Consider the following 23,834-nt stretch of genomic DNA (forward strand, 5'->3'; position numbering starts at 1 on the left):
TCATCCAGTCCATGATCGCCCATAGCCGAACCCTGCCAGACCAACTCCCTCTGCGCCCGGCGAAGCAGGGCGAACGTTGCCTGATGCGGCACTAGAAGCGCGTCACCGGTTGAGAAGCCCTTGCCTGCGTACTCCCAGGTGGCGATCACGAGGACGGTGTCCTCGTCGAACAGGGGCAGGCGGCCGGTGGTGATCTCTTCGGCGTGGGCGAAGTCGCGGCGTTCGTCGCGGATGGAGCCCATGGTGGTGGAGTAGTGGCGGGAGCGGGTGGAGAAGTGGCCGCGGAAGCCCAGCATGTGGGCCCACTGGGCGAGGCGGAGGTCGGCCAGCTCGTCGAGTTCGCCCAGGCGCAGGCATTCGGCGATGAGGCGGCGGGGGTGGTCGCGGAGGTTGAAGGCTTCCAGGTCGTCGAGGGGGTTGATGCGCCGGTCCAGGGTGCCGACGCATTCGGCGGCCTTGGTGGCGTACTTGGCGATGTAGCCGGCCACCGCCTGGTCGGACAGCTCACCGTCCATGGTGATCTCGCGGATGTCGAGCTGCCGCCCCCAGCGCAGAACGCGTGAGGGGTCGTCACCGGCGGCGGGGACGGTGGCGGTCACCGCTTTGACGGCGTGCTGGACGGCGTGCGTCAGCATCTCCGCCGTGGCCCAGGCCGGGGGCGGCGAGGTGGGTCCGTCGGGGCCGTCGAGGCGGATGATGGCGTGGAAGTGGACGACGCCGCGCTTTTGGTATTCGGCGACCTTGGCGAAGGAGATCGTGACCTGCTCGCGCAGCTCCCGCAGGGTCAGGCCAGCGGTTTTGGCGACGCGGCGGCGCAGGGCGTCGGTGACGTACTTCCACAGCTGGGGGGCGAGCGCGTTGAACAGCACGCTGCCGGTGTAGTCGTAGCAGTCCGGGCACAGCGGTTCCCCGAGGCAGGCTTCGTCGGCGCCGTGCCGGGTGGTGCAGGACATCGCCCGCCCGTGCGGGCAGGTTTCGGCGTTGCGGCGGGCGTGGCAGGGCAGGGTCTTGCCGTTCTTCTCCTGCCGGGTGTGGACGGTTCCGAAGGAGGGGGCGGTGAGGGTGACGAACAGGCAGGGGTGGGCGGTGACCGAGGCGGGGACGCCCTTGCCGCCGACCAGGCCCGCACGGATGAGCTGGTAGGTGTCGGCGCGGTAGATCTCGGCGCAGGCCGGGCAGCGGGAGGCGCGGCGGGTCTTGCACGGCAGGCGCAGCACGCCGTCGGGTTCGGTGGTGGTGGTGTAGGAGTGCAGGAGCCGGCCGGTGGCGCGGTCGACGTGCAGGACGCGGCCCCGCATGTGGATGGGCTGGCGGCAGCCGCCGGTGGCGCGGAGCTGGGCGGCCCAGCGGGGGTAGTTGCGGTCGTTGAGGCGGGTGATCATGCCGGCGATCGCGTGCGGATTGGGGTGGGTTGTGGGCAAGATGGTCTCCTCCTTTCACTCGTTGGGGTGAGGGGGGATGGCCCCCGACCTGGCAGGCGTCTTGGCGGATGTACGGCCAGGCCGGGGGCGCCGACAGCCTTCAGCAGAAGCCGAGGCCGTCGCAGTGCTCGCAGGTGGTGCCGAGGCTGTCGCTTCCGGTGCTGCCGCAGTGGCAGCACCGCCACCGCTGGGGCGGGATCTCAGCCGATGTCATCGGCTCGTCGGGCGGGTCAGAACTCATGTGGCGGCTCTGGGGCGTCGGTACAGGCGGTGCTGAGGATGGCGGTCCACTCGGCGTGGATGGGGCCGAAGCAGCGGGCGACCGTGTAGTGGCCCAGCGGCAGCAGTCGCGGGTCGACGGTGGTGCCGCACAGGGTGGCGATCCGGTCGATCTCGGCGCGCAGGCCGTCATCGGTGGTCTGCTCGGGGTAGTAGGTGATGATCGTCGGGTCGGTCGGGATGGGGACGGCGGGGTTGGCCTCCAGGAAGATGGCCAGGTTCCGTAGGCCGCTGATGAAGGCGGTGCGACGGTGAGTGTCGATGGACATGGGTTGGTTCTCCTTTTCATAGGGCGTCCGGCGCTGTGCGCAGGGTGCGCAGCAGGTCGGAGGCCAGTTGGTGGGACACACCCAGACGGGCGCGCAGCGTGTCGCGGCTGATCGGCCTGCTGTGCGCGGTCTGGTATTCCTCGGCCACGCGCCGGGCGTAGTCGAGGAGCTCTAGGGACGGCCCGTCCCGCTCAACGAGGACGGGAATCGGGGCTGGTTCGGGGACGATGTCCGGGACGGGGGACGGTTCGTGCTCCGGCGCGGGGCAGAGAGCCGAGGCGCGGCGTTCCAGCATGGAGACCGCGATCAGGAACGCCCCGGCCGGGGTGGCGGCGGTGATCCAGCCCCAGGGGGACGGGTCGGCCTGGTTGAGGTTGGCGGCCAGCGACAGGACGATCCCGAAGACGAGGACGAGGGTGGGCCAGGAGATCGGGCCGTCGGAGGTCCGGCCGGTGTGCTTGTCGCGCTGGCGTTCCCGGGCGGCCATGACACAGGTCAGGTCGACGCACACCGCCACCGCCCAGGCCATCCACCCGTCCTGACCGTGCTCGGCGGCGGTGTCGCGGATGTGGGTGAACGATCCGGCACCCGCGATGGCGGCCAGCACCAGGATCGGCCCGGTGTCCAGCAGCCAACGGATGAGGCGGCGCATCGTGTCCCCCTTTCCTGTCGGTGGTTCAGGCGGTGAGGAGTTCGTCCAGGTCGGCGGTGTCGAACTCGGTCGTCGGCGCGTGGGCGGTGATCTCCGTCCAGGACGGGGTGAGATCGGCGTAGGTCCGGGCGGCGTGTTCGGCGATGGTCTCGGAGACATGGAAGGACCGGGCCCGGTACCACTGGCCGTCCTGGGAGGCCACGATCGCCACCCCCGGCGTCTCGGCCGGGATCGCCCGCGCCGAGGCCAGCGCGGCCGGGTCGAGATCGCCGAGCGTCATGGTCGCGGTCTCCGGATCGTTGACCCGGTGGCAGATCCGCCCCGAACACTGGGCACGCAGGGCCGTGACGCCGGGGCCCAGATCAGAGCCGATCCGCTGGCCGCAGCAGAACAGATAGATCCCGAACGCCCGCCCGAGTTGGGCCACCCGCAGCAGAGCCGTGGAAGTATGGGCGATCTCGTCTTTCTCGGACTTGTCGGCCATCAGATACAGCTCGGCCAGCTCGTCGACCAGGACCACGACCGGCACCGGCCGCACCGCCGGAGCAAGCTGCCAGAGGTTGCGGGCGCCCGCCGTACGGCACAGGCCCATCCGCTCCAGCATCAGCGCCACCAGGTCATCGAGCAGGCCAACCGATTCGGCGCGGGTGGTGGCCAGCGCCGACAGCCGGGGCGCGTAGGGGGTGAACTCCACCCCGCCCTTGAGGTCGAAGCCGACCAGCGCGACCGGTTGCGGCGCCAGCCCGACGATCAGGGCGTTGGCGAGGTTGGACTTGCCGGACTGGGTGGCCCCGGCGTTGAGCCAGTGCGGGACGGTCCGGAAGTCGATCACCCAGGGTTTACCGGTCTCCAGGCGGCCCACGGTGACCTTGAGCAGCTCGTCCGACGGAGGGAGCCGGTCGACCCGGACGAGTGGGTCGCGGATGGTGGCGGCCAGGACGACCCGTCCGGGACGCGGGGACGACACCCGGACGGCGTGCACGCCCCAGGAGTGCGCGAGCCGTTCGGCGACCTGGCTGTAGTCGTCGGGGATCTGCCCCTCCAGGAGGTGGAGGGTGACGCGCCAGCCGTGCCGGGTCGGCAGGGGCAGCCGCATCCATGGCGTGGTGTCGACGGCGACCCGGCGAAAGCGCCGCCGGACCTTCACGGTGCCGGTGGAAATCAGCGCGCCGGGGGTGAGGGTGAAGGCCCAGCGCGCCCGTTTCTTGGTCAGGCCGCAGCCGAGGGCGACCTTGCGCCAGGAGGCCCGGATGCCGAGCGCGGTGAGCGGGTAGCCGGCCACCAGCCAGAAGGAGCGGTGATGCACGCGCTGCCAGGTCCAGAGCACGACCGCCGTGCAGGCCAGGGTGAGGAGCAGCCGCAGGAGGTCAGGCATCGCCGCCTCCCCCTGGCTTGCCGGAGACGGGGACGATCGAGGCCGCCTTGTAGCTGATGCCCCAGCGGGAGGCGCCGTTGCTCGGGATCTCCCAGACGTAGCCGACCATACCGGTCGGCACGACGTCCTGACCGGGAGCGATCGGCGGTTCTCCGGAGGTTCCGACCTTGACCAGTTCGATCCGGCCGAACTCGTCCTCGGCCAGCAGGACGGACTCGTAGACCTTGTTGCCGTCCTTGTCGGTCTTGATCTTGCCGGTGTCCTGGTCGACGACGCGGGGACGGGCGGCTTTGACGCAGGTGAAGCGGAGTCGGTGGGTGTCGACGGGGATCGGGATGGTGCGCATGGATGGACCTCCTTGTTCGTCTCAGACAACATAGTCAACCTAGTTAGCCTAGTTGTCAACGTTCTCATGGTTGGCTTGGTCGCGTCTTTGTGCTGAACTAGAGAGCACACGCGACGGAAGATGGAGCGGATGGTCAAGAACACCGGGCGAGCCGGCTACCTGCAGATCGCCGACGACCTGCGCGAGCAGATCCGGCGCGGTTCCCTCGCCCCCGGTGACCCGCTGCCCTCCACCACCCAGCTCGCGACCACCTACGACGCCTCGCTGAGCGTGGTGAAGCTCGCCGTCGGCGTCCTACGGACCGAAGGGCTGGTCATCGGCCAGCAGGGCAAGGGCGTCTTCGTCCGCGAGGACGCCGCCCCGGCCCCGCCGGCCTCCGACGAGCTCGCCGAGATCCGCGCCACGCTGCGGGATCTGTCAGCCCGGCTGGAACGCGTGGAATCCCAGCTCGCCGACCGCGAGTAGTACGTTCACCCTCGGACGTGGCAGCCGGTGACCCGCCGGGCCAGACCCGCCGCGCGGCTGGGAGGAGCGTCGGCCAGGCGCATCCGCCGGTCCTCCTGGCGCATCCCGACCAGGACGAGCACGTAGCCGACGGCTACGGTCGCACTCAGCACGAGGCCGATGATCAGCGGGATCGCGGTCACGTCCAGATCACCCCCGCCTCGACGATGCCGCGCGGACGGTTGGCCGGACGCCGGGTCTGCCCGCTTCTCTTGCCGGTCGTCCTGCGCTTGGCCGTCTGACGCCGCACCCAGCGGTCCCGCGCCCGGCACTTGCGGCAGAGGAATCGTCCCTGTTCCAGGGCCGCACCGCACTCGCAGGCGGGAGTCTCGTCGATCGGCCGGATGTAGTTGATCATTGTCGTCTCTCCTCTCGGTCGCTGTCGGTGGTGCCTTGCGATACCGAGAGTGCGACGAAGAGTCAGGACGTGATCACTACAGGATGGGACATGTACAGGACGTCCGGTCTACGATTGCCAGGTCCCTGGACGTCCCCTCTACGGGCAGGTGAGATGGCGAACGAGCGGCTGCGGGTGGCCCTTCTCGAACACGGCACCACCGTCGACGCGCTGGCCGAAGCCGTCCAAGTGGACGCCAAGACCGTGGAGCGGTGGATCACCCAGGGCCGCATACCGTACCGAAAGCATCGATTCGCGGTCGCCAAACTCCTCGGCGTGGAAGAGGCCTACCTGTGGCCGGACGCGCTGACCCCTGCGCAGGCCGCAGCCGTGTCCGAAAGCGAGATCGTCACCGTCTATCCGCACCGCTGGGCCGTACCCAAGGACACCTGGGGACGTCTGTTCTCAGCGGCCCGGGAAGAGATCGACGTGCTGGTCTACAGCGGCATCTTCATCGCCCAGGACACCGGCATCGTGCGCCTGTTCGCCGAGAAGGCCGACGCGGGCGTGAAGGTGCGCATCCTGCTCGGCGACCCCGACTGCGCGGAGGTCGCCCAGCGCGGCGCGGACGAGGGCGTCAACGACGGCATGGCCGCCCAGATCAGGACGGCCCTCTTCCTCTACCGGTCACTACGGCAGCGCGAGGGCGTGGAGATCCGTCTCCACGACACCATCCTGTACAACTCCATCTACCGCGCCGACGACCAGCTTCTCGTCAACACCCACGTGTACGGCAAGGCCGCCTACGACGCGCCGGTCATGCACCTGCGCAAGGTCACCGGCGGCGACATGGTCTCGACCTACACCAGCAGCTTCGAAGCCGTCTGGAACCGCGCCACCCCGGTAGAGTCCTGACCCATGACGGCCCGCCGGATCGACTTCTACGACGACCCCGCCGCCCCTGTGCCCAACAGCCTCGTCCCCTCGGTCAACGTCATCGTCGTCAACGACGCCGGCGACATCCTGATGATCCACCGCACCGACAACGACAACTGGGCCGTCCCCGGCGGCGCCATCGACCTCGGCGAATCCCTGCCACAAGCGGCCATCCGGGAGACGCTGGAGGAAACCGGCATCACCTGCGAGATCACCGGCCTGGTCGGCACCTACACCGACCCCAAGCACGTGATCCTCTACACCTCCAATGGTGAGGCCCGCCAGGAGTTCTCCATCGTGCTGACCGGCCGCGCGATAGCCGGCGAGCCAACGCCGAGCGACGAGTCCCGCGAGGTGCGCTGGGTGCCCCGCGACGAGATCGACGCGTTGACCATGGATCGCTCGATGCGCCTGCGGATCGGGCATTTCCTGGCCGAGGCCGCCGGGCCGTACATCGGCTAGCTAGGCCGGTGTCAGTTCCGCCATCTGCGACCAGCCGTCACCGGGCACCTCGACATTGATGATCTCCGGCGTCTTCGCGATCACCTCGGGCATCCACGCCATGGCGGTCTTGAAGTGCTCGGAGCCCACGTGGGCCTCGCCCGCCGCGGATGAGGCGAACGCCTCGAGCAGGACGAACTGGTTGGGCGTCTCGACACTCCTGGACCATTCGAAGAAGACGTTACCCGGCTCCTGTCGAGTGGCCTGGGTGAAGTCGTCAACGAGCGAGAGCCATTCCTCGCTGCGTTCGGGACGAACGGTGAACTTGACGGCAATGAAGATCATGAGCCGGTCTCTTTCGCTGTGCTGAAGGGTGCGCGTGCTCCGCGTGCGGGTGCCGCACGGGACAGGCGTACGGCGCATGACCACGATAAGCGAGAGCCCCGTCGGCCAGCCGTCAGGGCGTCCTGGCCCCGGTCTGCCGTCAGCGGCCGTCCCTGCCATCTGGCAGAGCACCATCAGCCAGCGCGGCCTGCGCCGCCCGCACAGCCGAGGTGATGCACGGAGTCGCGTTGGTGATCGACCGGCTGACCGGATGCTCGGGGCCGTACCGGGAGCAGATCTCCGCCAGGCCTATCTCGGCCTCGACCGGCACGGCTACCATTCACGATCATGTCGATGTGGTTGAACCTGGCGAAGATCGATGTCGAGCTGCTGGAGTCCGTACAGGCGGACCCTGATCTGATCGGAGAGATCTTCTTCGACGACGGGCAGGCGCCCGCCGGCTTCCAGCCGGAAACCGACATGTTCGGAGACGACTACCGAACCCTCGATGCCATCGCGAAGGGCAGAGCCGAGACCGAGCATGGGACCGCGGAGTGGAAGGAGTGCTATCCCTGGCTCGCGGCGGCGACCGGCGAGAACGGCGAGAACGACGTGGACGGCTACGAGTTCGACTACGGCCCGGCCTTCGTCCTCGATCCCGGCCAGGTGGCGGCCGTCGCGCAGGGCCTGATGGGCGAGGGATGGGGGTTCAGCACCGCGCAGCGGGATACGGCGGACGGCGCTTATGAGGGGTTTGAGGACCTCGGGCCGTTCTACGCGGCGGCGGCACGAGAGGGCAAGGCCATCGTGGGCGGGGTGAGCTGACCCGCTGCCGCGGCCACCGCACCGCTTGCGACGGGCTGTGCACCGGAGCCAAAACCTGTGGCCGCGCCTTGCTGGCGCCCGTAAGGTGCCGATCATGGTGGAGACGACGCCCGGAGGGCGCGCCCGATGACCCTGTTCACGCACCTCACCCCGGCCGATGACGTCCGCTCGATCCGGCGGGCCGGCGTTCGCGCCCGCAGCCGCGACTATGAGGGCACGGCCGGGGTGTTCTGCCTGCCGATCCTGCCCTCCTACCAGCTCACCCACCAGTGGGGCCGGGAGTTACGGCGCGACGGCCGACGTACGATGGTCGCCGTCGGCTTCCGGCTGCCCGACGACGAGCCGGTGTTCGTGGGCCACTACGCGCGGGCCCATGAGGAGCTTTCCAGCGCCGAGGCCGCCGCTTTGATCGCCGGATGCGAGGACGCCCGAGGGTATGAGGTCTTCGTCCCCCGGGCGATCAGCGCCGGGGAGATCCACCGGGTCCGCAGCGTCAACCGGGTCACCGGCTGGCGGTACATGCTCAACGCCCACGGCAGATTCCCGTGCCCGTGTCCGAGGTGCCTGCGGCGTGGCGAGTACGGCAGCGCGAAGATCCGCCGGAAAGCCGAACACCGCGGCTACTGACCCCGAGAGATGACCTGGATTGCTCCCGTCGTAGAGGTCAGCCTCGCTCCAACGCGGCCTGTACGGCGTGCACGGCCGCGGTGATGCACGGAGTCGCCTTCGCGATCGACCGACTGACCAGATGCTCGGGGCCGTACCGGGAATGGATCTCCAGCAGCCGGGCCTCCGCCTCGACCGGCAAACCATCCGGGCTGGTCGTCATGTCACAGTAGGTCAGCGCCTCCACCAACTCCGGGCGTTCCTTGTCGAACTCGGCATTCAGCACATCCAGCAGGCCGCGCTCGGCCGCCTCATACTCCGCACACGTGTGGTGAGCCACCAGCCGGACGATCGTATCGTCGGCCTGGTGGACGTCACGCAAATAACGGGCGCCGTCCAGCGCGTGAGAGCCCGTGTCGACCAACACGGGCGAGTATCCGATGTCGTGCAGCCAGGCCGCCGCAGTCAGCAGGTCGGCCTCCGCGCCGAGGATCGGCGCCAGCGACACCGCCCGCGCGGCCACCCCCTGGGTGTGCGCCCACCGGCGCGGCAACGCCTCTTCCAGCAGTTGCCGGGCCAGGTCACGCGCCCACTCGGCTTGTCCCATGCGCCTCACCATAGAAACCGTCTCCAGAGCCTTTCCAGAGATGACGCCAGACGTCCTAGGACGTCTCAACACTCCACAGAGCGGACGAAACGTCCCTTACCGTGTCGCGTCACAATCAGCCCCTCGCGTTCCAGTTCGGCCAGGGCGTGGCGGACGGTGTTGCGCGATGCCCGGTACTGCCGCCGCAGCGCGCTCTCACTCGGCAGAGCCGTCCCCGCCGCCAGGGCGCCCGTGGTGATCCGCTCGCGCAACGCGGCGGCGATCGCCTGGTAGCGGTACAGCGCCGCCCGCTGCTCGGTGCTCTTCACCCGGCGTCCCGCGCCGGGCATCGTGTCGATCAGCCCTTCGTCCTCCAGGATGGCCAGGGCGCGCCGGACCGTACTGCGGGCCACGTGAAAACGCTGGGCCAGCGCCGCCTCCGAGGGCAGGGCGCCGGCCGGGGGGTAGTGACCGGCGGTGATCTGCGCGCGGAGCCGTTCGGCGATCCGGTCGTAGACCTGCCTGCCGGTCAACCATCCGTCGATGTCGTCGGTCATGCGTCAGCGGCCGTGCGCACCGGAGATGTTGCCCAGGTTGATGGTGAGCGTGCCCTGCTCGCCCTCGCGCCAGCCTCGCCGGAGGGCGGCGGCGATGTCCTCGGCGGCCATCGGCAGGTGAATCGTCGAGGTGCGCTCGTCGGGCCGGTCGCCCCAGTAGAACCAGTAGAAGACGACCTGGACGTAGACGCGGCGGGTGCGGGCGTTGTGGTCGGTGATCTCCAGGCAGGGCTGGCCGTTGTGGTCGGCCGTCAGGAAGGTCGGGACGTGCATCTGTGTGAGGTAACCGCGCAGCTTGGCCAGCAGGTCCTGCTGGTGGGCGATGATCTTCTCTCTGTTCATGGGCGGGTGCTCCCGTCGGCTCAGAGGTACTGGGTGGATGCCGCCGAGTTTTCTGTGCGGGGCCGGACGCGGGCACCACGACTTGAGGGACGTCTAGGGACGTCTTATGTTAGCGTCGCTGGTACCGACCTGCTCCGGGAGGTACACCCGCATGAACGAGAACCTTCGCCACGCCCTCATACGGGCCCGCCTGCAACCCCTCGACGTGGCCACCCACCTGACCGTCGACCCCAAAACCGTCTCCCGCTGGCTGGCCGGCCGCGTCCCCCACCCCCGCCACCGCCTCGCCGTCGCCGACCTCCTCCACGTCGACGAAAACGACCTGTGGCCCGAAAGCGTCCGCCGCCGCCCGGGACTGTCGACCGAGATCAAGGCCGTCTACCCGCACCGCTGGGCCGTACCGGCCGACACCTGGCGCACCTTCTTCGACTCCGCACAGACCGAGATCGGCATCCTCGTCTACAGCGGCCTGTTCCTCGCCGAAGACGCCGGACTGCTCCGCATCCTGACCCAGAAGGCGTCCGCCGGAGTGCGGGTGCGCATCCTGCTCGGCGACCCCACCAGCTCCCACGTCGCCACCCGCGGAGTGGACGAGGGCGTCGGCGGCGACGTCATGGTCTCCAGGACCAAGAACGCCCGCACGCTCTACCGGCCTCTCCAGGCCGTCGACGGAGTCGAGATCCGCCTCCACGGCACGATCCTGTACAACTCCATCTACCGCGCCGACAACGACCTCCTGGTCAACCTCCACGCCTACGGCACCCGCGCCCCCGAAGCCCCCGTCATCTACATCACCGGCACCGAACCCGACAGCACCGCCACCACCTACCTCGACAGCTTCGAACGAGTCTGGTCCGGCGCAGTACCCGCAGCTCAAAGTGGCTGATGACACTCATTCCAAGATCGGAAGAAACTTATCTACCCGTCTTTAAAGGCGTGCCGCCTGCGGCGACCCGCCGCGCGTCGGGCGGTCGCTGGCCGCGCTGCGGCTCTCCGGCCGGTCGCGGCCGGCGCCGCCCACGCGCGCATTGCCAAGTAGGGGACAAGCCTCGTGCGGGCAGTACCGACCTGGCGTAGCGAAGCCACAGAATCCCATAGGCTGCCCGGGACGGACGGATTACCCTCGCCCTCCAAAGGACACTGCATGCCTGCGCCTTCCCTTCCAACCAGCCCTACGGTCGTCCCTGTCGGGTCCGTCCCGGAGGGGCAGGTGACGGACTTCCTCACCGGCAAGTTGGTCAGGGATACGCCCGAGGAGTACGTTCGACAGAACATCGAGAAAGCTCTCGTCAGGCAGTACAAGTACCCGGCGAAAGACTGCGAACCTGAGTTCGCCATAAAAATGGGTTCTGCACGGAAGCGTGTGGACATCGTGGTCTTCGATCCTGGTTCGGAGCACACCCAGGCCAACGCCTTTATCCTGGTTGAGACTAAAAAGGCCGACGTCAAGCCAACGCATAAGACAGAAGGTATCGGCCAGCTTCAGTCGTATATGGCCTCTTGCCTCAACGTCAAGTACGGGATATGGACAAACGGCGACGATCGCTTCTGTTACGCCAAGCGCCCCAATGGTAAGGGCGGCTGGACCTTCGATGAGATCATCGATATCCCTGCTTTCGGACAGACCGAGGAAGACGCTCAACGACCCAAGCGGCGTGACCTAAAAGTTGCAACCGCCGATAATCTTCTGTTCGCTTTTCGGCGATGCCACAACTACATTGCAGCTCACGAGGGCAAGCAGAAAACCGATGCCTTCTGGGAGCTACTTAAGCTGATCTTTACAAAGATCGAGGATGAGCGGTCCCGCACTCTTAGTTTTTATGCAACTCCCAGCGAGCGAGAGAATGCGACTGTCGCAATGACAGCAAAGAAACGCATTCAAAATCTTTTCACAGAGAAGGTCGTCAAGAAATACCCGACGATCTTCGAGGCTCGGGACCATGACATCGACCTCAGCCCTTCCGTCGTCGCCTACGTGGTAACTGAGCTGCAGGGGTACTCGCTCCTTGCCTCACCGGTCGATGTTAAGGGCGTCGCATACGAGGAGATCGTAGGCTCAAACCTTCGCGGAGACCGCGGCGAGTTCTTCACTCCTCGGAACGCCTGCCGCATGGCTGTAACGATGATTGATCCGCAACCTAACGAAAGGGTTCTTGACCCTTCATGCGGTACTGGCGGATTCCTTATCACCGCGATGAATCACGCCCTCAACCACATTGAGCGCAACGAACGCGCAGAGTGGATAGACCCTTCCAACGGGACCGATGCCGAACGAGAGGAATTGTTCCGCCGTCGCCAGGATTACCTGTCACAGTGCGTCTTCGGAATTGACCTGAACCCGGCACTGGTGCGTGCCGCAAAGATGAACATGGTCATGAATAATGACGGCTCTGGCGGACTGTGGCAGGCGAACACTCTGGAGAACCCGCACACATGGCGGCCGGAGCTCCGCAAGGCCATTCGGCTAGGATCCATCGACGTCATCGTATCCAACCCGCCGTTCGGCACCAAGTTGCCCGTCGACGACGCGGACACTTTGTCACAGTACGATCTCGCCGCTGTCTGGGACCAGAACGATAACGGTGACTGGGCAATCCGGCGGGACCGCCACGGCAACGCCGTGCTTCAGAAGTCGCAGCCACCGGAGATTCTGTTCATTGAGCGAGCCCTCCAGCTGCTTAAGCCAGGCACCGGACGCATGGCGATGGTCATTCCCAATGGCATCCTCAACAACCCAGGCCTGGCTTACGTCCGCCACTGGCTCCTTCGGCACGCCCAGATCCTCGCGGTAGTCGACATGCACCGAGACCTGTTCCAGCCCAAGAACGACACTCAGACGTCGATGGTCCTGATGCGCAGGCTCAGCGCCGACGAGGTCGCCCAAGCAGAAACGACCGGCCTTGACTACCCGCTGTTCATGGCCGTCGCGGAGAAGGTCGGTCATGACAAGCGAGGAAACCTGATTTACCGACGCACAGCCGACGGCGAAGACGCGCTGGTCAGCCGTACCGAGACGGTTGTCGAGATCGACCAGACGACTGGTGTGGAGATTCTGCGTGACGTTACAGTGACTGAGCGCCAGATCGACGACGAGTTGCCCGAGGTCGCTACCGCCTACTTGCATTGGCAGAGTGAGCAACGATGATCGTCACTTCAACCAAAGCCGGGGAACTGCTCGCCAGTGGCCGGCTGGATGCCAGATATCACACGGCACCAGCCATGATGATCCGAGATGCCCTCGCGGGCCTTGCCGATGTCGAGCTGAGGACGCTGGGTGATTACGCCAGTGTTTGGGCGCCGGGACGGTTCAAGCGTACCTATGCTGCTGACGGCGAGGAGTTCATCTCCTACCTTCGCCCCTACGACGTGTTTGATTACCTTCCGTTTGAGGCAGATAGACTCTCCCGCGCTCGCACGGAAAACCTTGATAATTACCTGATCAAAGCAGGCGATCTGCTGCAGAGCTGCTCTGGACGGAATCTTGGGCCGCTGACCATCGCTGATGCTCACCTCGCCAAATTTGCTCTTTCGCACGACATGATTCGTGTGTCGATCGACGACCAGGCCGACCGGTTTTACACACTCGCTTTCCTGCGAACCTCTACTGGCCAGCACCTACTCCGAGGCGACCTGAGTGGATCGGTCATCGACCACATCACCGTGGAGCAAGTGGCGGCGATCTCCGTTCCGTTCGTACGCTCGGTACAGCGTGGAGTATCCGATCTCATGCGGCACGCCATGGAGCTCCGAGAGCGCGCCCGGATTCGACTCGACCAGGTCACACAGGACTTTGCGGCCAATCTGCCAAAGCCCGCGGTCAGAGAGCGGCGCGCTGCGGGGTGGGCACTCAACGCTGCAGGACTCAACGGGCGTCTGGACGCTGCGTTTCATGACCCTGCTGTAGCCGACATCCGCGCTGCTCTTAAGGATGCTGGTGGGGTTCGCGCCAGAGACGTCGCAGAATCATTCATCCCTGGCCGGTACCGGCGATATTACGTCGAGGCCGAACACGGACGGCCGATCGTCTCAGGCCGCCAGCTGCTGCAGTCCCTCCCGATCAATCTCAAGCATATCGCCGCGCGATCATTTGACTACTCCGACTACGAACTGACTGAGGGAATAATTGCGTTCGGCGCAGAGGGCCGCGCTGAAGAACGGATTGCTCAACCGGCTCTTATCGCTTCGGACAGGGCTGGATGGTTGGCTAACAACCACGTGATGCGGGTACGGCCGAATCCTGGCGTCAATCCTGGTTGGCTCTATCTCGCCTTCGCGATACCCCAGGTTCAGATGCAAGTCAAGGCGTGCTCTGCTGGCTCCGTTGTGGACGCGGTGAACCCGTCGGACCTCGGCGAAGTGATTCTTCCCCCGATGGACAATGCGCTTGGCAATGCCGCGACCACGTGCTGGGACGACTTTGCGGAAGCTAGTAAGGCAGAGAGTCGAGCAATCGAGATGCTTGAAGCGGAGATCGCCGCTGCGACTTCGACCATTTGATCACCCAGTAGGGATTTGGGGATGAGCCGGCGCAAGCGGGTACCGCTTCTTCGTGCCAAGCAAGGCTGAGGCCGTGACGATCGCTGACTTCGGTAACCGCCGTACAGGCCGGGGCGATCGCCGCCAAGGCCCTCCTTCGTCAGGCCTTGCCACCGGATTCCGTGGTTGATCTGGGTAATCTTACTAACACCGTTGCCTAACAACAGACCTGGATGACTTTGGACGAACGTGGATCGAAGGTATCCATTCAGACCTGTGATTGTTCAGGCGTTTTGGGGTGACGTCCAGAGGTTCCCGGCCAGGGAATTACGGAGAGCGTCTAGTGGATGGATACTGTGGTTGCGGGCGATGCCGAGGTAGGAGCTGATCAGGTAGTAGCGGGCAGCGCTGCGGACATTGTGCCAACATCCGCCGCTCTTCATCTGAAGTTTGACCATGTACTGAGGATACTTGACAGGGTTGTTGGTGAAGGGCATGGCGAAGCGTGCTACCCCAAACCCGAATTCCAGCTCAACGACAGGCATGAATGAACACTCCTAAACGGCAATGGCTTGCATCCCTCACCGCTCACGACTCACTTTCTTTAGAACTTATCCGCAGGTTAGCTATCCTCCTCTTGAGCCTCTGAGCTATCCCGGATCTCCTGGGCGATGTCAACCAGAGATCCTTTACCTGGAGCATGCCAATACAGCGTTCCCTGGATCTGCTGGTCGTTTCCCATTACTTCTCGACGCATCTTTCGCACTAGCGCAGAAGGCGCGTACGCCTCGCCATCCGCATGCCAGATAAGAGGCCTACTCTTGTTGTTTTGCCATGTGGCCCTCGCCCGGTTCGGGTCTTCCTCTAGCCATCTAGGCAATTGTCGACGCTCGGGAGCAGTAACCGGGCGAAATTCCAAAGTCGACCCATCCGGTATCAGACCAGCGTCGACGATCGTCCACACTGCACGTGGCGCAGATGTTCCAGAGGAACCTGTCACCTGGTTTAGCATCGGCAGAGAGCCGCTAGGAGGCTCCTCGCCACTGAGGATACGCTCATACAGCGCATTCGCGACAAGTTCAACGCGATCAGGGCTACGTACAGTCGTAATTATGTGGCTATTGACTCCATAGGCGCCGTCGATAACTACCACCAGCCATCCCAGAGCTTTCCTGACGCGCTCTCGGACCTCAGTGAGTCTCACATCCCAAGCGGCGGATGCGTCCGATTCATCAGCGTCAATATCGCTTGTGTCCATAGTCCGGAAAAGAACATGAGTGAGAAGGAGGTCGCCATAGGCTGCAACACTTGCGGCACGACCAGCAAGGTGCTCTTGTTCCTCCGAGAGAGCTTTACGTACGCATCGTAGAAGTTGAACGCATCGCCATACTCGATGAGCTGTAAGCTTGCCAGTGAACAGCGAGCGATAGTATTGATTCTTCCAGAGCGCCGAGGCGTTCCCCTTTGCAATCGCTGTGAACTCAGTAGATTTAACAGCAGCCAGCGCTAGGGCGGCCTCCGTCATCGTGCAGCCTTCCGCTTCTAGCGGATCAGACTCGCCGCGCTTGATCACGTAGTTTAACCCCAGCGATAGGGCAAACTCATGACGCAGGTCAGCCTGTTCAGGTCGACGAGACCGGAAATCTCGCTCTTCAGTTGGATTCTGAGTATTCGCTGCGACAGTGATCCGGTCCCCAAAATCGTCAGGAGAATCCTCCAATGAAATAATTCTAATTAGGAGCCTACCGGTTGCCGTCTTTCCTGGCTTCTGCTGCACTGCCCGGTAGACGGCACTTACAGTCTGCGCACCATTGATTACACTTGCACCCTCAAGACGGAATCCTGCTGGCCGTCCCGCAATGGGAGCACCTTTACCATGTTTGCGTATCCGATCACAAATGAGAGTGATGCCGTTACTCAAATACCAGAAGTATTCAGGCTCTCTAATCAGAGTAGTCCTGATTTTCTCGTTAACGTCGCTAAGATCGAGGGCATCTCGAATGTTGCGAGCAGTAAGGTGCCGTCCATATTTTCCGTACCAATCGGCCACTTCTCCAGCGGAAACGGTACCGTAATAGGCAAGAAAGGGGTCGGTTATCTTACCCGCACCATCTAGCTGAACGTCCAGATTCACCTTGCGTTCGGCATGCTCCCCAAGAATTTCCCGATGCAAATCACGCAGATTTATGATCTTGTAGTCTACGAGGTCGTCATCAAGATTATGTTTGTCTATTTCTTCTTCTAGTAGAGCCCTAGTATTTGGGTGCAGATCACTTCCGGTGACTAGCGCCAGCACTACAGTTACTTTAGGAGAAGGGCTATTCAGTGCAGCATCGATTTCCGCCGCATGCCGATCGATTTTGCTCCCAAACCGGGAGAAATCCAGATCGAGCAGGTAGTCCAGGCCGCGCATGACAGCGGAGACATCGGCTTCACCGAAGCCTGCTTCCCCTTTGTCATTCCATTTTGCCTGTACAAGCGTGATGTGCTGTCGATCCCCGCGCTGCTCAACTGCAACGGCATCGATCCCACGATCCGTGGCACCATCAATAACTGCTCGGGCAGCGTCCTCATCCGAGGCTACCGTCTCCAGCTTCACTGCCAGCGCAGCCACCGCCCGGCTCAGGAAGCACTGTTCCTCATCAGGCCTTCCCGCCCAGTCCGACATGTCAATCAGAGGCCGAAACCGCGCCTTGAGTTGCCGCTTGAGGTTGCGTATCTGAACCGGGTACGCCACTTCACCACCCCACACGATTGATGGCATCGGTTGTCGTCTGCGCCCGTCCTCTCCAGGGCAGGGCGAGCAGCCATGTCGCCGCCCTAAATGTAGTAGATCCCACTATGACCTTGGCTGTGTTCTCGGGACATGTGTGGGATGATCTTGCAAAGGGCACGGGCTGTGCGAGGCGTTCGCGCAGCTCACACTGCATGTGCCAGCCATACGGCCGCCGCTCTCCTAAAGCGGGTGTCGCATGTTCGAATCATGCCGGGGGCACTCTTCTTACCAGCGAATACAGCTCCGACCTGGGGCTATCCATGATCATGTCTCAGCACGCATAGGCAACCCAGTGCAGCCATAGGTAGCCGTATGCCAGCAGTCGCGGAATATACGCGGAATGATCTTGAAGGCGTTTCCGCAGGTCGCCCCCCATTTCGGAGGGCCATCAGCATGCAGGATCTTTCCGATTCCGCTGGCGCCCCAGGCTCTGGGAGGCTGTAGATCTAGGATGAGCCATCGTGCAACGACTCGCGCTCTTCGACCTGGACAACACCCTTATAGATCTCGACGAGGCGTTCCAGGACTGGGCCAGAGAGTTCGCCGAGGAGCACGGCTTGGGGCGCGACGGGGTCGACCTGCTGCTCAAGCTTGATCGTGACAGCGTCCCCCATCGCGAGGTCTTCTTCGGCAAGGTACGGGAACACTTCGCCTTGCCCGACACAGTCGAGGAGCTATGGGGCAGGTACCGCAGGCGCATGCCCCATCTCGTTCGCTGCCGGCCCGAGGTGCTGAACGGGCTGTCCCGGCTCCGCGCAGCCGGATGGCGGGTGGCGATCGTCACCAACGGCATGGCGGACAACCAGCTTGGGAAGATCCGTAAGACCGGTCTGGCCGATGTCGTGGATACCTGGGCCCTGTCAGGAGCCGAGGGCATCCGTAAGCCCGACACCGGATTGTTCGAGATCGCCGCCCAGCGCTGCGGGACGACCGTCGCCAAGGGTGGATGGATGATCGGGGACAATCTCGTCGCCGACATCAGCGGCGGCCGGGCCGCCGGGTTGCGAACGATCTGGATCAACCGCGGCACCTGGCCAGGACACGGCCACTCGGCACACCACGTCGTCACCGACGTCATCCAGGCGATAGAGATCCTGCACGGGGACAACACGACCGCCTGAAACAGGCACGACAAAGGCCCCGACCGAAGTCGAGGCCTGGTGACGCGGACCGTTGCGGATCACTCGTTGAGTGCGTTGTTGATCTTCCCGTTTACCCTCTCTCGCTGGCCGTTCAGACACTTGGCATAGACACGGTGGAGGACTTCCACGCTGTTCCCCGCACGCATGGCCACCTCGGTAGCCGGCACCCCTGCGTTCAGCCACAGGGACAGGGCAGCGTGCCGCAGGTCGTACGGCCGGGCAGCAAGAGGCGAGTTCACCTGAGCCTCAGTGAAGACGAGCGCCCGCGTCTCCTGCCAGACATAGGAGTGCGCCGAGCCCGAGTAGGGACGTCCCTTTGAGGTGTGGAACAGCCTGCCATCGTCCGCCGTTCCATACTCGGCGATGAGGCGCCGGGCGTGGTCGCGGATCGGGAGTACGGCCAGGTCGTCTAGGGGGTTGATGCGCCGGTCGAGGGTGCCGACGCATTCGGCGGCCTTGGTGGCGTACTTGGCGATGTAGGCCGCTACGGCCTGATCGGTGAGGTCGCCGCCCATGGTGATCTGCCGGACGTCGAGCTGAGTGCCCCACTGAAAAGCTCGTGTGAGTTCACTGGGAACTTTGGGAACGGTGACCGTCACGGCGGAGGCGGCATGCCGTACGGCGTCCGCCAGGACGTCAGCTGTTGCCCAGGCAGGAGGGCGAGGCGGGGCCGTCCGGGCCGTCGAGGCGGACCACGGCGTGAAAGTGGACGATCCCGCGCCGCTGATACTCGGCGACCTTGGCGAAGGAGATCGTCACCTGGTCGCGCAGTTCCCGAAGGGTCAGGCCCCCGAGTTTGGCCACGCGTTGCCGGAGTGCTTCGGTGAAGCGCCGCCACAGTTCCGGGGACATGGCGTTGAACAGCACGCTGCCCGCGTGGTCGTAGCAGTCCGGGCACAGCGGCTCGCCGAGGCATCCCTCGTCGGTCCTGTGCCGGGCGGTGCAGGACATGACCCGTCCGTGCGGGCAGGTGGCCGCGTCCCGCCGGGGGTGGCACGGCAGGACGGTGCCGTTCTTCTCCCGCCGGGTGTGGACGGTTCCGGTGGCGGAGAGGCTGACGAATCAGCGGCGGTGGGTCTGGCTCTGTGCGGTGGCGTGGCACCCGGGTCGGCGGGCTCGCTGGGTGGGGCGGACGGCGCCTATGGCGGTGCGGCCTGAGCTGCCGCCGCCCTCATCCTCAGGGAGCGATCAGAACCGGAGTCCCCAGAGGCAGTCCTGCCAGCACCTTGAGCGCGCGAGCAGGCACCCGGATGCAGCCGTGCGTGACCGCCTTGCCGAACACCTTCCGGTCCGGCCAGCCGTGGAAGGCGACCGTGCCGGGACCGCCGCCGAAGGTGTCGAGCGTCGCCGAGTGCGTGCCGAGCGGCAGAATCAGCGGGCTGTACGTTTTCTTCTTCGGCGACATCAGGGCCAGCAGGAAGGTCCTGCCCACCGGGGTGGGCGTCTCAGGGCCGCCGACGGCCACCGTCCAGGCGCCGAGCTTCTTTTTCGCGTTCATCACGGTCAGCTGCCTGGTGCCCAGCTTCACGATGGCGCGGTAACGGCTGCGCGCCTTCTTCAGGCCCGTGGCCTTGATCCAGCCGGTCACGTGGTTGGGCTTGCTGGGCAGGAGCACGCGGTACCAGCCCTTGCGCGCCTCCACCACTGGGACCCAGGTCTGGCTGCCGAGCTGCTTCGCCGGGAGAGTGGCCGTGGGCTTGCCGCCGGGCTGCGGGTAGACGGCCACCGTGCGTGCGGGGTGGACCACAACGCCGCTCAGCTTGCCGTACATGTCGGTGTCCTGCGGGAGGCCCCTCAGCTCCGTGAATGTGGTGGCCTCGGGGAGTGCGGTCGCCGTGACGGAGGCGGCGACGGGCGACGCGGCGACGCCGGCGGGGGTCGAGGCGACAAGGCTCATGGCGACGAGCGCGGCGCCAATGAGTCGGTGGGGGGCAGCGAGCGGCACGATCGGCTCCTGAGGTGCTATGACACGTACGACACGAACGCGTAACTATCTGACCTGCTAGATAACGTTTTGGAACGTTTGAATACGCTGGGCCAACGGGTGTGACATTTTTACACATATGAGCCCTATGAGGCTCCAGCTACTCATACATCCCGAGGTGCGCGTGACACCCCCCCGACTCCCTTTAGTCCGTCGCTGGATCGCAGCGGCGCTCATGCTCGCAGTGGCGGCACTCGCGGTGCTCGCCATCTCCAGTACGGCCTCAGCTGGAGCGTTCCAGGGAAAGCCGCCTGGTGACAACGGCGACGTCAAGATCCACAAGTGGACGACGCCGGAGGACGACCAGCGCGACGAGCCGCACGTCTGCGTGTTCTATCTGGTCGGGTTCAACTTCGACGCGGCCGAGCAGGTGAGCTGGGAGATCAAGTCCTGGCCGCCCACGGGTGACCAGACCACAGTGAAGAGCGGCGCCCTCGTGCTCGACGAGGACGGGCATGGCCGTACCGTCGACATGGCTCTGCCGAATGGGCACTACAAGCTGTTCTGGACCTTCGAGGGGAAGAAGGGCGCACCCAAGCACAAGGTGTTCTGGGTCGAGTGTGAACCCACGCCCACCCCGACACCCACGTCGACGGTGACGCCCACCCCGACACCCACGCCCTCCCAGACGCCCACCCCGACGGTGACGCCCTCCCAGACGCCCACGCCGACAGTCACTCCGACTCCGACTCCGACGTCCACACCCACTCCCACGCGGACGCCCACCTCGACGCCGACGCCGAGCAACACGCCGACCCCGACCCACCCCGGTAAGGGAGATCCGAAAACGGTGACCCATGACTGGATCGAGTGGGACGAGAACATCACGCAGAAGCAGGACGAGCCCAAGCCCGCGCCCACCCCGACGCCGGTGAAGACCGACGTCCCGGTCACCGGCTGACACGCGACACCGAACGACGGAGGGCCCGGATCAACGTGATCCGGGCCCTCGGTCGTCTCTCAGCCCCAGACGAGCATGCGCGACGGATCCGCGAGTATCGCGTTCATGTCACGGCGGAACAGCGAACCGAGGTCGCCGTCGATGATCCGGTGATCGAACGACAATACCGGCGTGATCATCATCCGTACGGCGAGCCGGCCGCCGACGACCCACGACAAGTCCTTAGTCTGGCCAACGCCAGGACGCCGACGCGCTCAGCACGCGGGTCAAGGCCGAACAGAAGGCGAAGGGGAAGCTCGAGGGGGCTGATGACACGAACGCCCCACACCGTGATCGGCGGGGCGTTTGTCGAGGTGGAGCTAATGACGGCTTACTCGAACACCGCGCCGCAGGTGACAAAGCCTGTGTGACGCTCTGCAAGATCCCTAGAGCCCGATGCGCTCTGGGTGCCGAGAGCCTCCCCACAGCATGGCGCCCGCGATCATGTCCCGCCCCTGATCGAGCGAGTTAGCTCTGCGTGACGAGAGTGACGTCAGTACCTCGTTGACCACACATGATGATCGCCGACCATGCGCCCGGACTCGTCCCCTGGGCCAACGGCTGACCCGGCCCTGTCCCACCCGTGAACCGGGCTCGTCAGCCCGACCGGACCAGGGTCCCGGTAGCGATAGACCGCATCGTTACTGATCAGCGAAATCGTTGGTTTGCGGTGATCACTGGCGGGACCCTGTGGATCGGGCCGGTGTTGCCGCTGATGACAGTGCCAACGTCGCCGTGCACGTCCTTAGTGGGTGTCGCATGTTCGAATCATGCCGGGGCACTCTTTCAACCAGCATGTATGCACTTGACCTGCAGCTTCGTTCGTCAGGCTCACGCACCTCCCCGCAGCCGAAGGCAGCCGTGTGCAGCCGTAGGTCAATGATCGCGGGACATGCGCGGGACGATCTTGCAGTCGTTTGAGCAGTTCGCACGGCGAGCAAGACCCCTCACAAGCGGTTCAATCATGAGCCGCGCAGTCGTCGAGGTCCACGGAAAACACTCCGCTTGGAAACGCTGATCGCCCCGATCGGTGACCAGCGCGCCGACCTTACTGCCCTGGCCGCCGCCCACCCCGGCCTGACGCCCCTGACCGATCAGACAGGGACACCGATCTGGGCGGTCCATCCCGCCGCGAACCGTCAACCCCCGAGGAACTTCCAGCGGCGGCTACTTGGCAATGTGGGATGTCTTCGCAAGTATTGGGCCTGCCCCCGCCTGGTCCATCGCAATCGACCGTCTCACGGATCTGGCGAGCCTTCGGGCTGTTCGGCCTCAACCGGGCTCTCGTCGCTCGGCTCGTTCAGCGGGGTCAGCGCGGCCGAGGCCGCGTTGTGGTCCATCCCGGTCGCCTCGAGCAGATCGACGGCGATGGAGCGCAGCTGCGCGATAGTGACGTTCGCGGAGAAGCCCAGGTTTTTGGGCCGCTCCCGCGCGGCGACGGCGAGCAACGCCTGCCTGGCCAGCATCGGCTCGCGCCCAGCCCCCAGTTCGAGCTGGAGCAGCAGCGCCGCCTCTGAGACCTCGCGCAGCGACTCGGCCAGCGCAACCGGCGGCGGGCTGGCCTCGCCCAGCGCCGCGAGCGTGCGGCGGACCAGCACCCGCGCGTTGCGCAGCGCCAGGTCCACCGGTACGGCGGCGGTCTCGTACCTGGCCAGCCTGGCCCGGTGATGCCAGCGCAGCGGCGAGATCATGATGATCTCCTTGCTGTTCTCCAGCGCCGCCTCGAATTCCTCGATCGCCGTCTGTGTCCTGCGTCCGCATTCCAGGGCCTCGGCGGCCAGGTCCACATCGCACTTCTCGATCGCCTCCGCCGCCTGCTCCAGCACGGTGGAGAGGGCGTCGAGCACGCCGGACAGATGCTTGCCCGCGATGGTGAGCGGGCTGGCGGGTAGCAGTGCGACCGCGACGATGCCGATGACGCCGCCGGTGAGCGCGTCAGCCATCCGGTCCAGCCCGCCGACGTCCTCGCCCGGCACCAGCATGGCGACCAGCACCGCGGACGACCCGACCTGCGACACGAACAGCTCACCGCTGTTCAGCAGCCCCGCGACGGTCATCGCCAGCGCGATCACGAGCGCCATCTGCCAGGGGCCCGAGCCGATCCAGGACACCAGCAGGTCGCCGATGCCCACACCCAGACTGACGCCGACCACCAGCTCGGCCACCCTGCGCAGCCGCTGACCGAGCCCCACACCCACGCAGATCATCACGGAGATCGGCGCGAAGAGGGGGTGGGCGTGGCCGAGCAGATGAACGGCGACGATCCAGGCCAGCGCGGCGCCCACGGCACACTGCACGATGGATGGCGCAAGAAGGCCAAACGTGCCCAGTCGTTTCCTAACTTGATCGCTGAGCCACGTTCGCACCCCTCCACGATGGCGGATCTTTATGACATTGGGATCACATTTGCCCTGAATTCTTCTTATTCGGACCATTCGGGCGAAGGTCAGGGGGCCACGGCCTCGCGGAGTGGACCTGACCGAGGGCGGATGGGTGGTCGGTGACAACCTCACCGCTGCCATTACCGGGGCCGCGCGGCGGGACTGTCGCGGTCCTGGTCGGGGCCACGGACGAAGGCATGCATGTGAGGCAGATCGGCAGCGCGGGCGGTGGCGATCCACGCGTCGAGACGGTCGGGGTTGCCTTCGCGGGGCCGGAGCAGGCCGGCGAAGCCGCGGACGCGCGGCCGCGGGGTGGCCTCTCGATAGAGGTCCAC

At 65.2% G+C, this 23,834-nt stretch carries 28 protein-coding genes, 1 tRNA gene and 2 pseudogenes; 11 read left to right on the forward strand and 20 right to left on the reverse strand.

Annotated elements, in window-relative coordinates; translation table 11 throughout:
• From ACFY2X_RS17440 to ACFY2X_RS17465, 6 genes are all read right to left on the reverse strand, one after another.
• The coding region (locus ACFY2X_RS17440; RefSeq protein WP_389939229.1) for a replication initiator at positions 1-1,421 on the reverse strand (1,421 nt) is incomplete at its 3' end.
• Positions 1,422-1,521: 100 nt separating this feature from the next.
• Positions 1,522-1,662 carry a hypothetical protein gene (locus tag ACFY2X_RS17445; RefSeq protein WP_389939230.1) on the reverse strand — a complete coding sequence of 47 codons (141 nt, stop codon included), beginning with the start codon at positions 1,660-1,662 and terminating at the stop codon, positions 1,522-1,524.
• On the reverse strand, positions 1,652-1,969 hold the full coding sequence (locus tag ACFY2X_RS17450) for a hypothetical protein (RefSeq protein WP_389939232.1): 318 nt from the start codon (positions 1,967-1,969) through the stop codon (positions 1,652-1,654). The genes ACFY2X_RS17445 and ACFY2X_RS17450 overlap by 11 nt, the downstream gene beginning before the upstream one ends.
• Positions 1,970-1,985: 16 nt before the next feature.
• Positions 1,986-2,621 (reverse strand): DUF2637 domain-containing protein, encoded by a 636-nt coding sequence (locus ACFY2X_RS17455; RefSeq protein ID WP_389939234.1) that lies wholly within the window; start codon positions 2,619-2,621, stop codon positions 1,986-1,988.
• 25 nt (positions 2,622-2,646) lie between these two features.
• On the reverse strand, positions 2,647-3,996 hold the full coding sequence (locus tag ACFY2X_RS17460) for an FtsK/SpoIIIE domain-containing protein (RefSeq protein WP_389939235.1): 1,350 nt from the start codon (positions 3,994-3,996) through the stop codon (positions 2,647-2,649).
• A complete protein-coding gene (locus tag ACFY2X_RS17465; RefSeq protein WP_389939237.1) occupies positions 3,989-4,342 on the reverse strand; it encodes a hypothetical protein in 354 nt (117 codons plus the stop codon). Before ACFY2X_RS17465 ends, ACFY2X_RS17460 begins: the two co-directional genes overlap by 8 nt.
• Positions 4,343-4,471: 129 nt before the next feature.
• Between ACFY2X_RS17465 and ACFY2X_RS17470 the strand changes: the two genes are divergently transcribed.
• A complete protein-coding gene (locus ACFY2X_RS17470) occupies positions 4,472-4,807 on the forward strand; it encodes a winged helix-turn-helix domain-containing protein (protein WP_389939239.1) in 336 nt (111 codons plus the stop codon).
• Between the two features lie 5 nt (positions 4,808-4,812).
• On the opposite strand, the gene ACFY2X_RS17475 is transcribed toward ACFY2X_RS17470, so the two are convergent.
• Complete coding sequence (locus ACFY2X_RS17475; protein ID WP_389939241.1) at positions 4,813-4,989, reverse strand: hypothetical protein; 177 nt, start codon at positions 4,987-4,989, stop codon at positions 4,813-4,815.
• Complete coding sequence (locus ACFY2X_RS17480) at positions 4,986-5,204, reverse strand: hypothetical protein (protein WP_389939243.1); 219 nt, start codon at positions 5,202-5,204, stop codon at positions 4,986-4,988. The genes ACFY2X_RS17475 and ACFY2X_RS17480 overlap by 4 nt, the downstream gene beginning before the upstream one ends.
• Before the next feature lie 153 nt (positions 5,205-5,357).
• Here ACFY2X_RS17480 and ACFY2X_RS17485 point away from each other — a divergent pair, with 153 nt between their 5' ends.
• Positions 5,358-6,098: a DUF5919 domain-containing protein gene (locus ACFY2X_RS17485; protein WP_389939245.1), complete on the forward strand. Its 741-nt coding sequence runs from the start codon at positions 5,358-5,360 to the stop codon at positions 6,096-6,098.
• A gap of 3 nt (positions 6,099-6,101) precedes the next feature.
• Positions 6,102-6,581 carry an NUDIX hydrolase gene (locus ACFY2X_RS17490; RefSeq protein WP_389939247.1) on the forward strand — a complete coding sequence of 160 codons (480 nt, stop codon included), beginning with the start codon at positions 6,102-6,104 and terminating at the stop codon, positions 6,579-6,581.
• Here ACFY2X_RS17490 and ACFY2X_RS17495 read toward each other — a convergent pair whose 3' ends face one another.
• Both ACFY2X_RS17495 and ACFY2X_RS17500 read right to left on the reverse strand, forming a co-directional pair.
• Positions 6,582-6,905: a putative quinol monooxygenase gene (locus tag ACFY2X_RS17495; RefSeq protein ID WP_389939249.1), complete on the reverse strand. Its 324-nt coding sequence runs from the start codon at positions 6,903-6,905 to the stop codon at positions 6,582-6,584.
• 139 nt (positions 6,906-7,044) lie between these two features.
• Positions 7,045-7,224, reverse strand: coding sequence for a hypothetical protein (locus ACFY2X_RS17500; protein WP_389939251.1), 180 nt, complete (start codon positions 7,222-7,224; stop codon positions 7,045-7,047).
• A gap of 8 nt (positions 7,225-7,232) precedes the next feature.
• Here ACFY2X_RS17500 and ACFY2X_RS17505 point away from each other — a divergent pair, with 8 nt between their 5' ends.
• Together ACFY2X_RS17505 and ACFY2X_RS17510 are read left to right on the forward strand one after the other, a co-directional pair.
• Positions 7,233-7,709: a hypothetical protein gene (locus ACFY2X_RS17505; protein ID WP_389939253.1), complete on the forward strand. Its 477-nt coding sequence runs from the start codon at positions 7,233-7,235 to the stop codon at positions 7,707-7,709.
• Between the two features lie 126 nt (positions 7,710-7,835).
• Positions 7,836-8,336 (forward strand): hypothetical protein, encoded by a 501-nt coding sequence (locus ACFY2X_RS17510; protein ID WP_389939255.1) that lies wholly within the window; start codon positions 7,836-7,838, stop codon positions 8,334-8,336.
• Between the two features lie 37 nt (positions 8,337-8,373).
• On the opposite strand, the gene ACFY2X_RS17515 is transcribed toward ACFY2X_RS17510, so the two are convergent.
• The 3 genes from ACFY2X_RS17515 to ACFY2X_RS17525 all read right to left on the reverse strand — a co-directional run bounded on the left by ACFY2X_RS17515 (position 8,374) and on the right by ACFY2X_RS17525 (position 9,800).
• On the reverse strand, positions 8,374-8,922 hold the full coding sequence (locus ACFY2X_RS17515; RefSeq protein WP_389939257.1) for an HD domain-containing protein: 549 nt from the start codon (positions 8,920-8,922) through the stop codon (positions 8,374-8,376).
• Positions 8,923-8,987: 65 nt separating this feature from the next.
• Positions 8,988-9,458, reverse strand: a complete 471-nt coding sequence (locus ACFY2X_RS17520) for a GntR family transcriptional regulator (RefSeq protein WP_389939259.1) — start codon at positions 9,456-9,458, stop codon at positions 8,988-8,990.
• A gap of 3 nt (positions 9,459-9,461) precedes the next feature.
• The gene (locus tag ACFY2X_RS17525; RefSeq protein WP_389939261.1) at positions 9,462-9,800 is read right to left on the reverse strand and encodes a hypothetical protein; all 339 of its coding nucleotides are present in this window, start codon (positions 9,798-9,800) and stop codon (positions 9,462-9,464) included.
• A gap of 151 nt (positions 9,801-9,951) precedes the next feature.
• Here ACFY2X_RS17525 and ACFY2X_RS17530 point away from each other — a divergent pair, with 151 nt between their 5' ends.
• From ACFY2X_RS17530 to ACFY2X_RS17540, 3 genes are all read left to right on the forward strand, one after another.
• Positions 9,952-10,686: an XRE family transcriptional regulator gene (locus ACFY2X_RS17530; protein ID WP_389939263.1), complete on the forward strand. Its 735-nt coding sequence runs from the start codon at positions 9,952-9,954 to the stop codon at positions 10,684-10,686.
• A 324-nt stretch (positions 10,687-11,010) separates the two neighbouring features.
• A complete protein-coding gene (locus tag ACFY2X_RS17535) occupies positions 11,011-12,945 on the forward strand; it encodes an N-6 DNA methylase (RefSeq protein ID WP_389939265.1) in 1,935 nt (644 codons plus the stop codon).
• A complete protein-coding gene (locus ACFY2X_RS17540) occupies positions 12,942-14,297 on the forward strand; it encodes a hypothetical protein (RefSeq protein ID WP_389939267.1) in 1,356 nt (451 codons plus the stop codon). The genes ACFY2X_RS17535 and ACFY2X_RS17540 overlap by 4 nt, the downstream gene beginning before the upstream one ends.
• A 263-nt stretch (positions 14,298-14,560) precedes the next feature.
• Here ACFY2X_RS17540 and ACFY2X_RS17545 read toward each other — a convergent pair whose 3' ends face one another.
• Complete coding sequence (locus ACFY2X_RS17545; RefSeq protein ID WP_389939269.1) at positions 14,561-14,821, reverse strand: hypothetical protein; 261 nt, start codon at positions 14,819-14,821, stop codon at positions 14,561-14,563.
• A gap of 77 nt (positions 14,822-14,898) precedes the next feature.
• A complete protein-coding gene (locus ACFY2X_RS17550; RefSeq protein ID WP_389939271.1) occupies positions 14,899-17,040 on the reverse strand; it encodes an AIPR family protein in 2,142 nt (713 codons plus the stop codon).
• 168 nt (positions 17,041-17,208) lie between these two features.
• Between ACFY2X_RS17550 and ACFY2X_RS17555 the strand changes: the two genes are divergently transcribed.
• Positions 17,209-17,271 (forward strand) — tRNA-Arg (locus tag ACFY2X_RS17555).
• Between the two features lie 242 nt (positions 17,272-17,513).
• Entirely contained in the window at positions 17,514-18,173 is a 660-nt protein-coding gene (locus ACFY2X_RS17560; RefSeq protein ID WP_389939273.1) for an HAD family hydrolase, read from the forward strand.
• Positions 18,174-18,232: 59 nt separating this feature from the next.
• On the opposite strand, the pseudogene ACFY2X_RS17565 reads toward ACFY2X_RS17560, so the two are convergent.
• Both ACFY2X_RS17565 and ACFY2X_RS17570 read right to left on the reverse strand, forming a co-directional pair.
• Positions 18,233-19,196 (reverse strand): annotated as a pseudogene (locus tag ACFY2X_RS17565) (replication initiator).
• Positions 19,197-19,371: 175 nt separating this feature from the next.
• The gene (locus tag ACFY2X_RS17570) at positions 19,372-20,139 is read right to left on the reverse strand and encodes a L,D-transpeptidase (RefSeq protein WP_389939275.1); all 768 of its coding nucleotides are present in this window, start codon (positions 20,137-20,139) and stop codon (positions 19,372-19,374) included.
• A gap of 214 nt (positions 20,140-20,353) precedes the next feature.
• Between ACFY2X_RS17570 and ACFY2X_RS17575 the strand changes: the two genes are divergently transcribed.
• On the forward strand, positions 20,354-21,079 hold the full coding sequence (locus ACFY2X_RS17575) for a hypothetical protein (protein WP_389939277.1): 726 nt from the start codon (positions 20,354-20,356) through the stop codon (positions 21,077-21,079).
• Positions 21,080-21,138: 59 nt separating this feature from the next.
• Here ACFY2X_RS17575 and ACFY2X_RS17580 read toward each other — a convergent pair.
• From ACFY2X_RS17580 to ACFY2X_RS17590, 3 genes and pseudogenes are all read right to left on the reverse strand, one after another.
• Positions 21,139-21,306, reverse strand: a pseudogene (locus ACFY2X_RS17580) (2-oxo acid dehydrogenase subunit E2); the annotation flags it as partial.
• 1,050 nt (positions 21,307-22,356) lie between these two features.
• Entirely contained in the window at positions 22,357-23,415 is a 1,059-nt protein-coding gene (locus ACFY2X_RS17585; RefSeq protein ID WP_389939279.1) for an aromatic acid exporter family protein, read from the reverse strand.
• Positions 23,416-23,639: 224 nt separating this feature from the next.
• A complete protein-coding gene (locus ACFY2X_RS17590; RefSeq protein ID WP_389939281.1) occupies positions 23,640-23,834 on the reverse strand; it encodes a hypothetical protein in 195 nt (64 codons plus the stop codon).

The organism is Streptosporangium sp. NPDC000396 (assembly GCF_042898655.1).
GTDB lineage: Bacteria > Actinomycetota > Actinomycetes > Streptosporangiales > Streptosporangiaceae > Streptosporangium.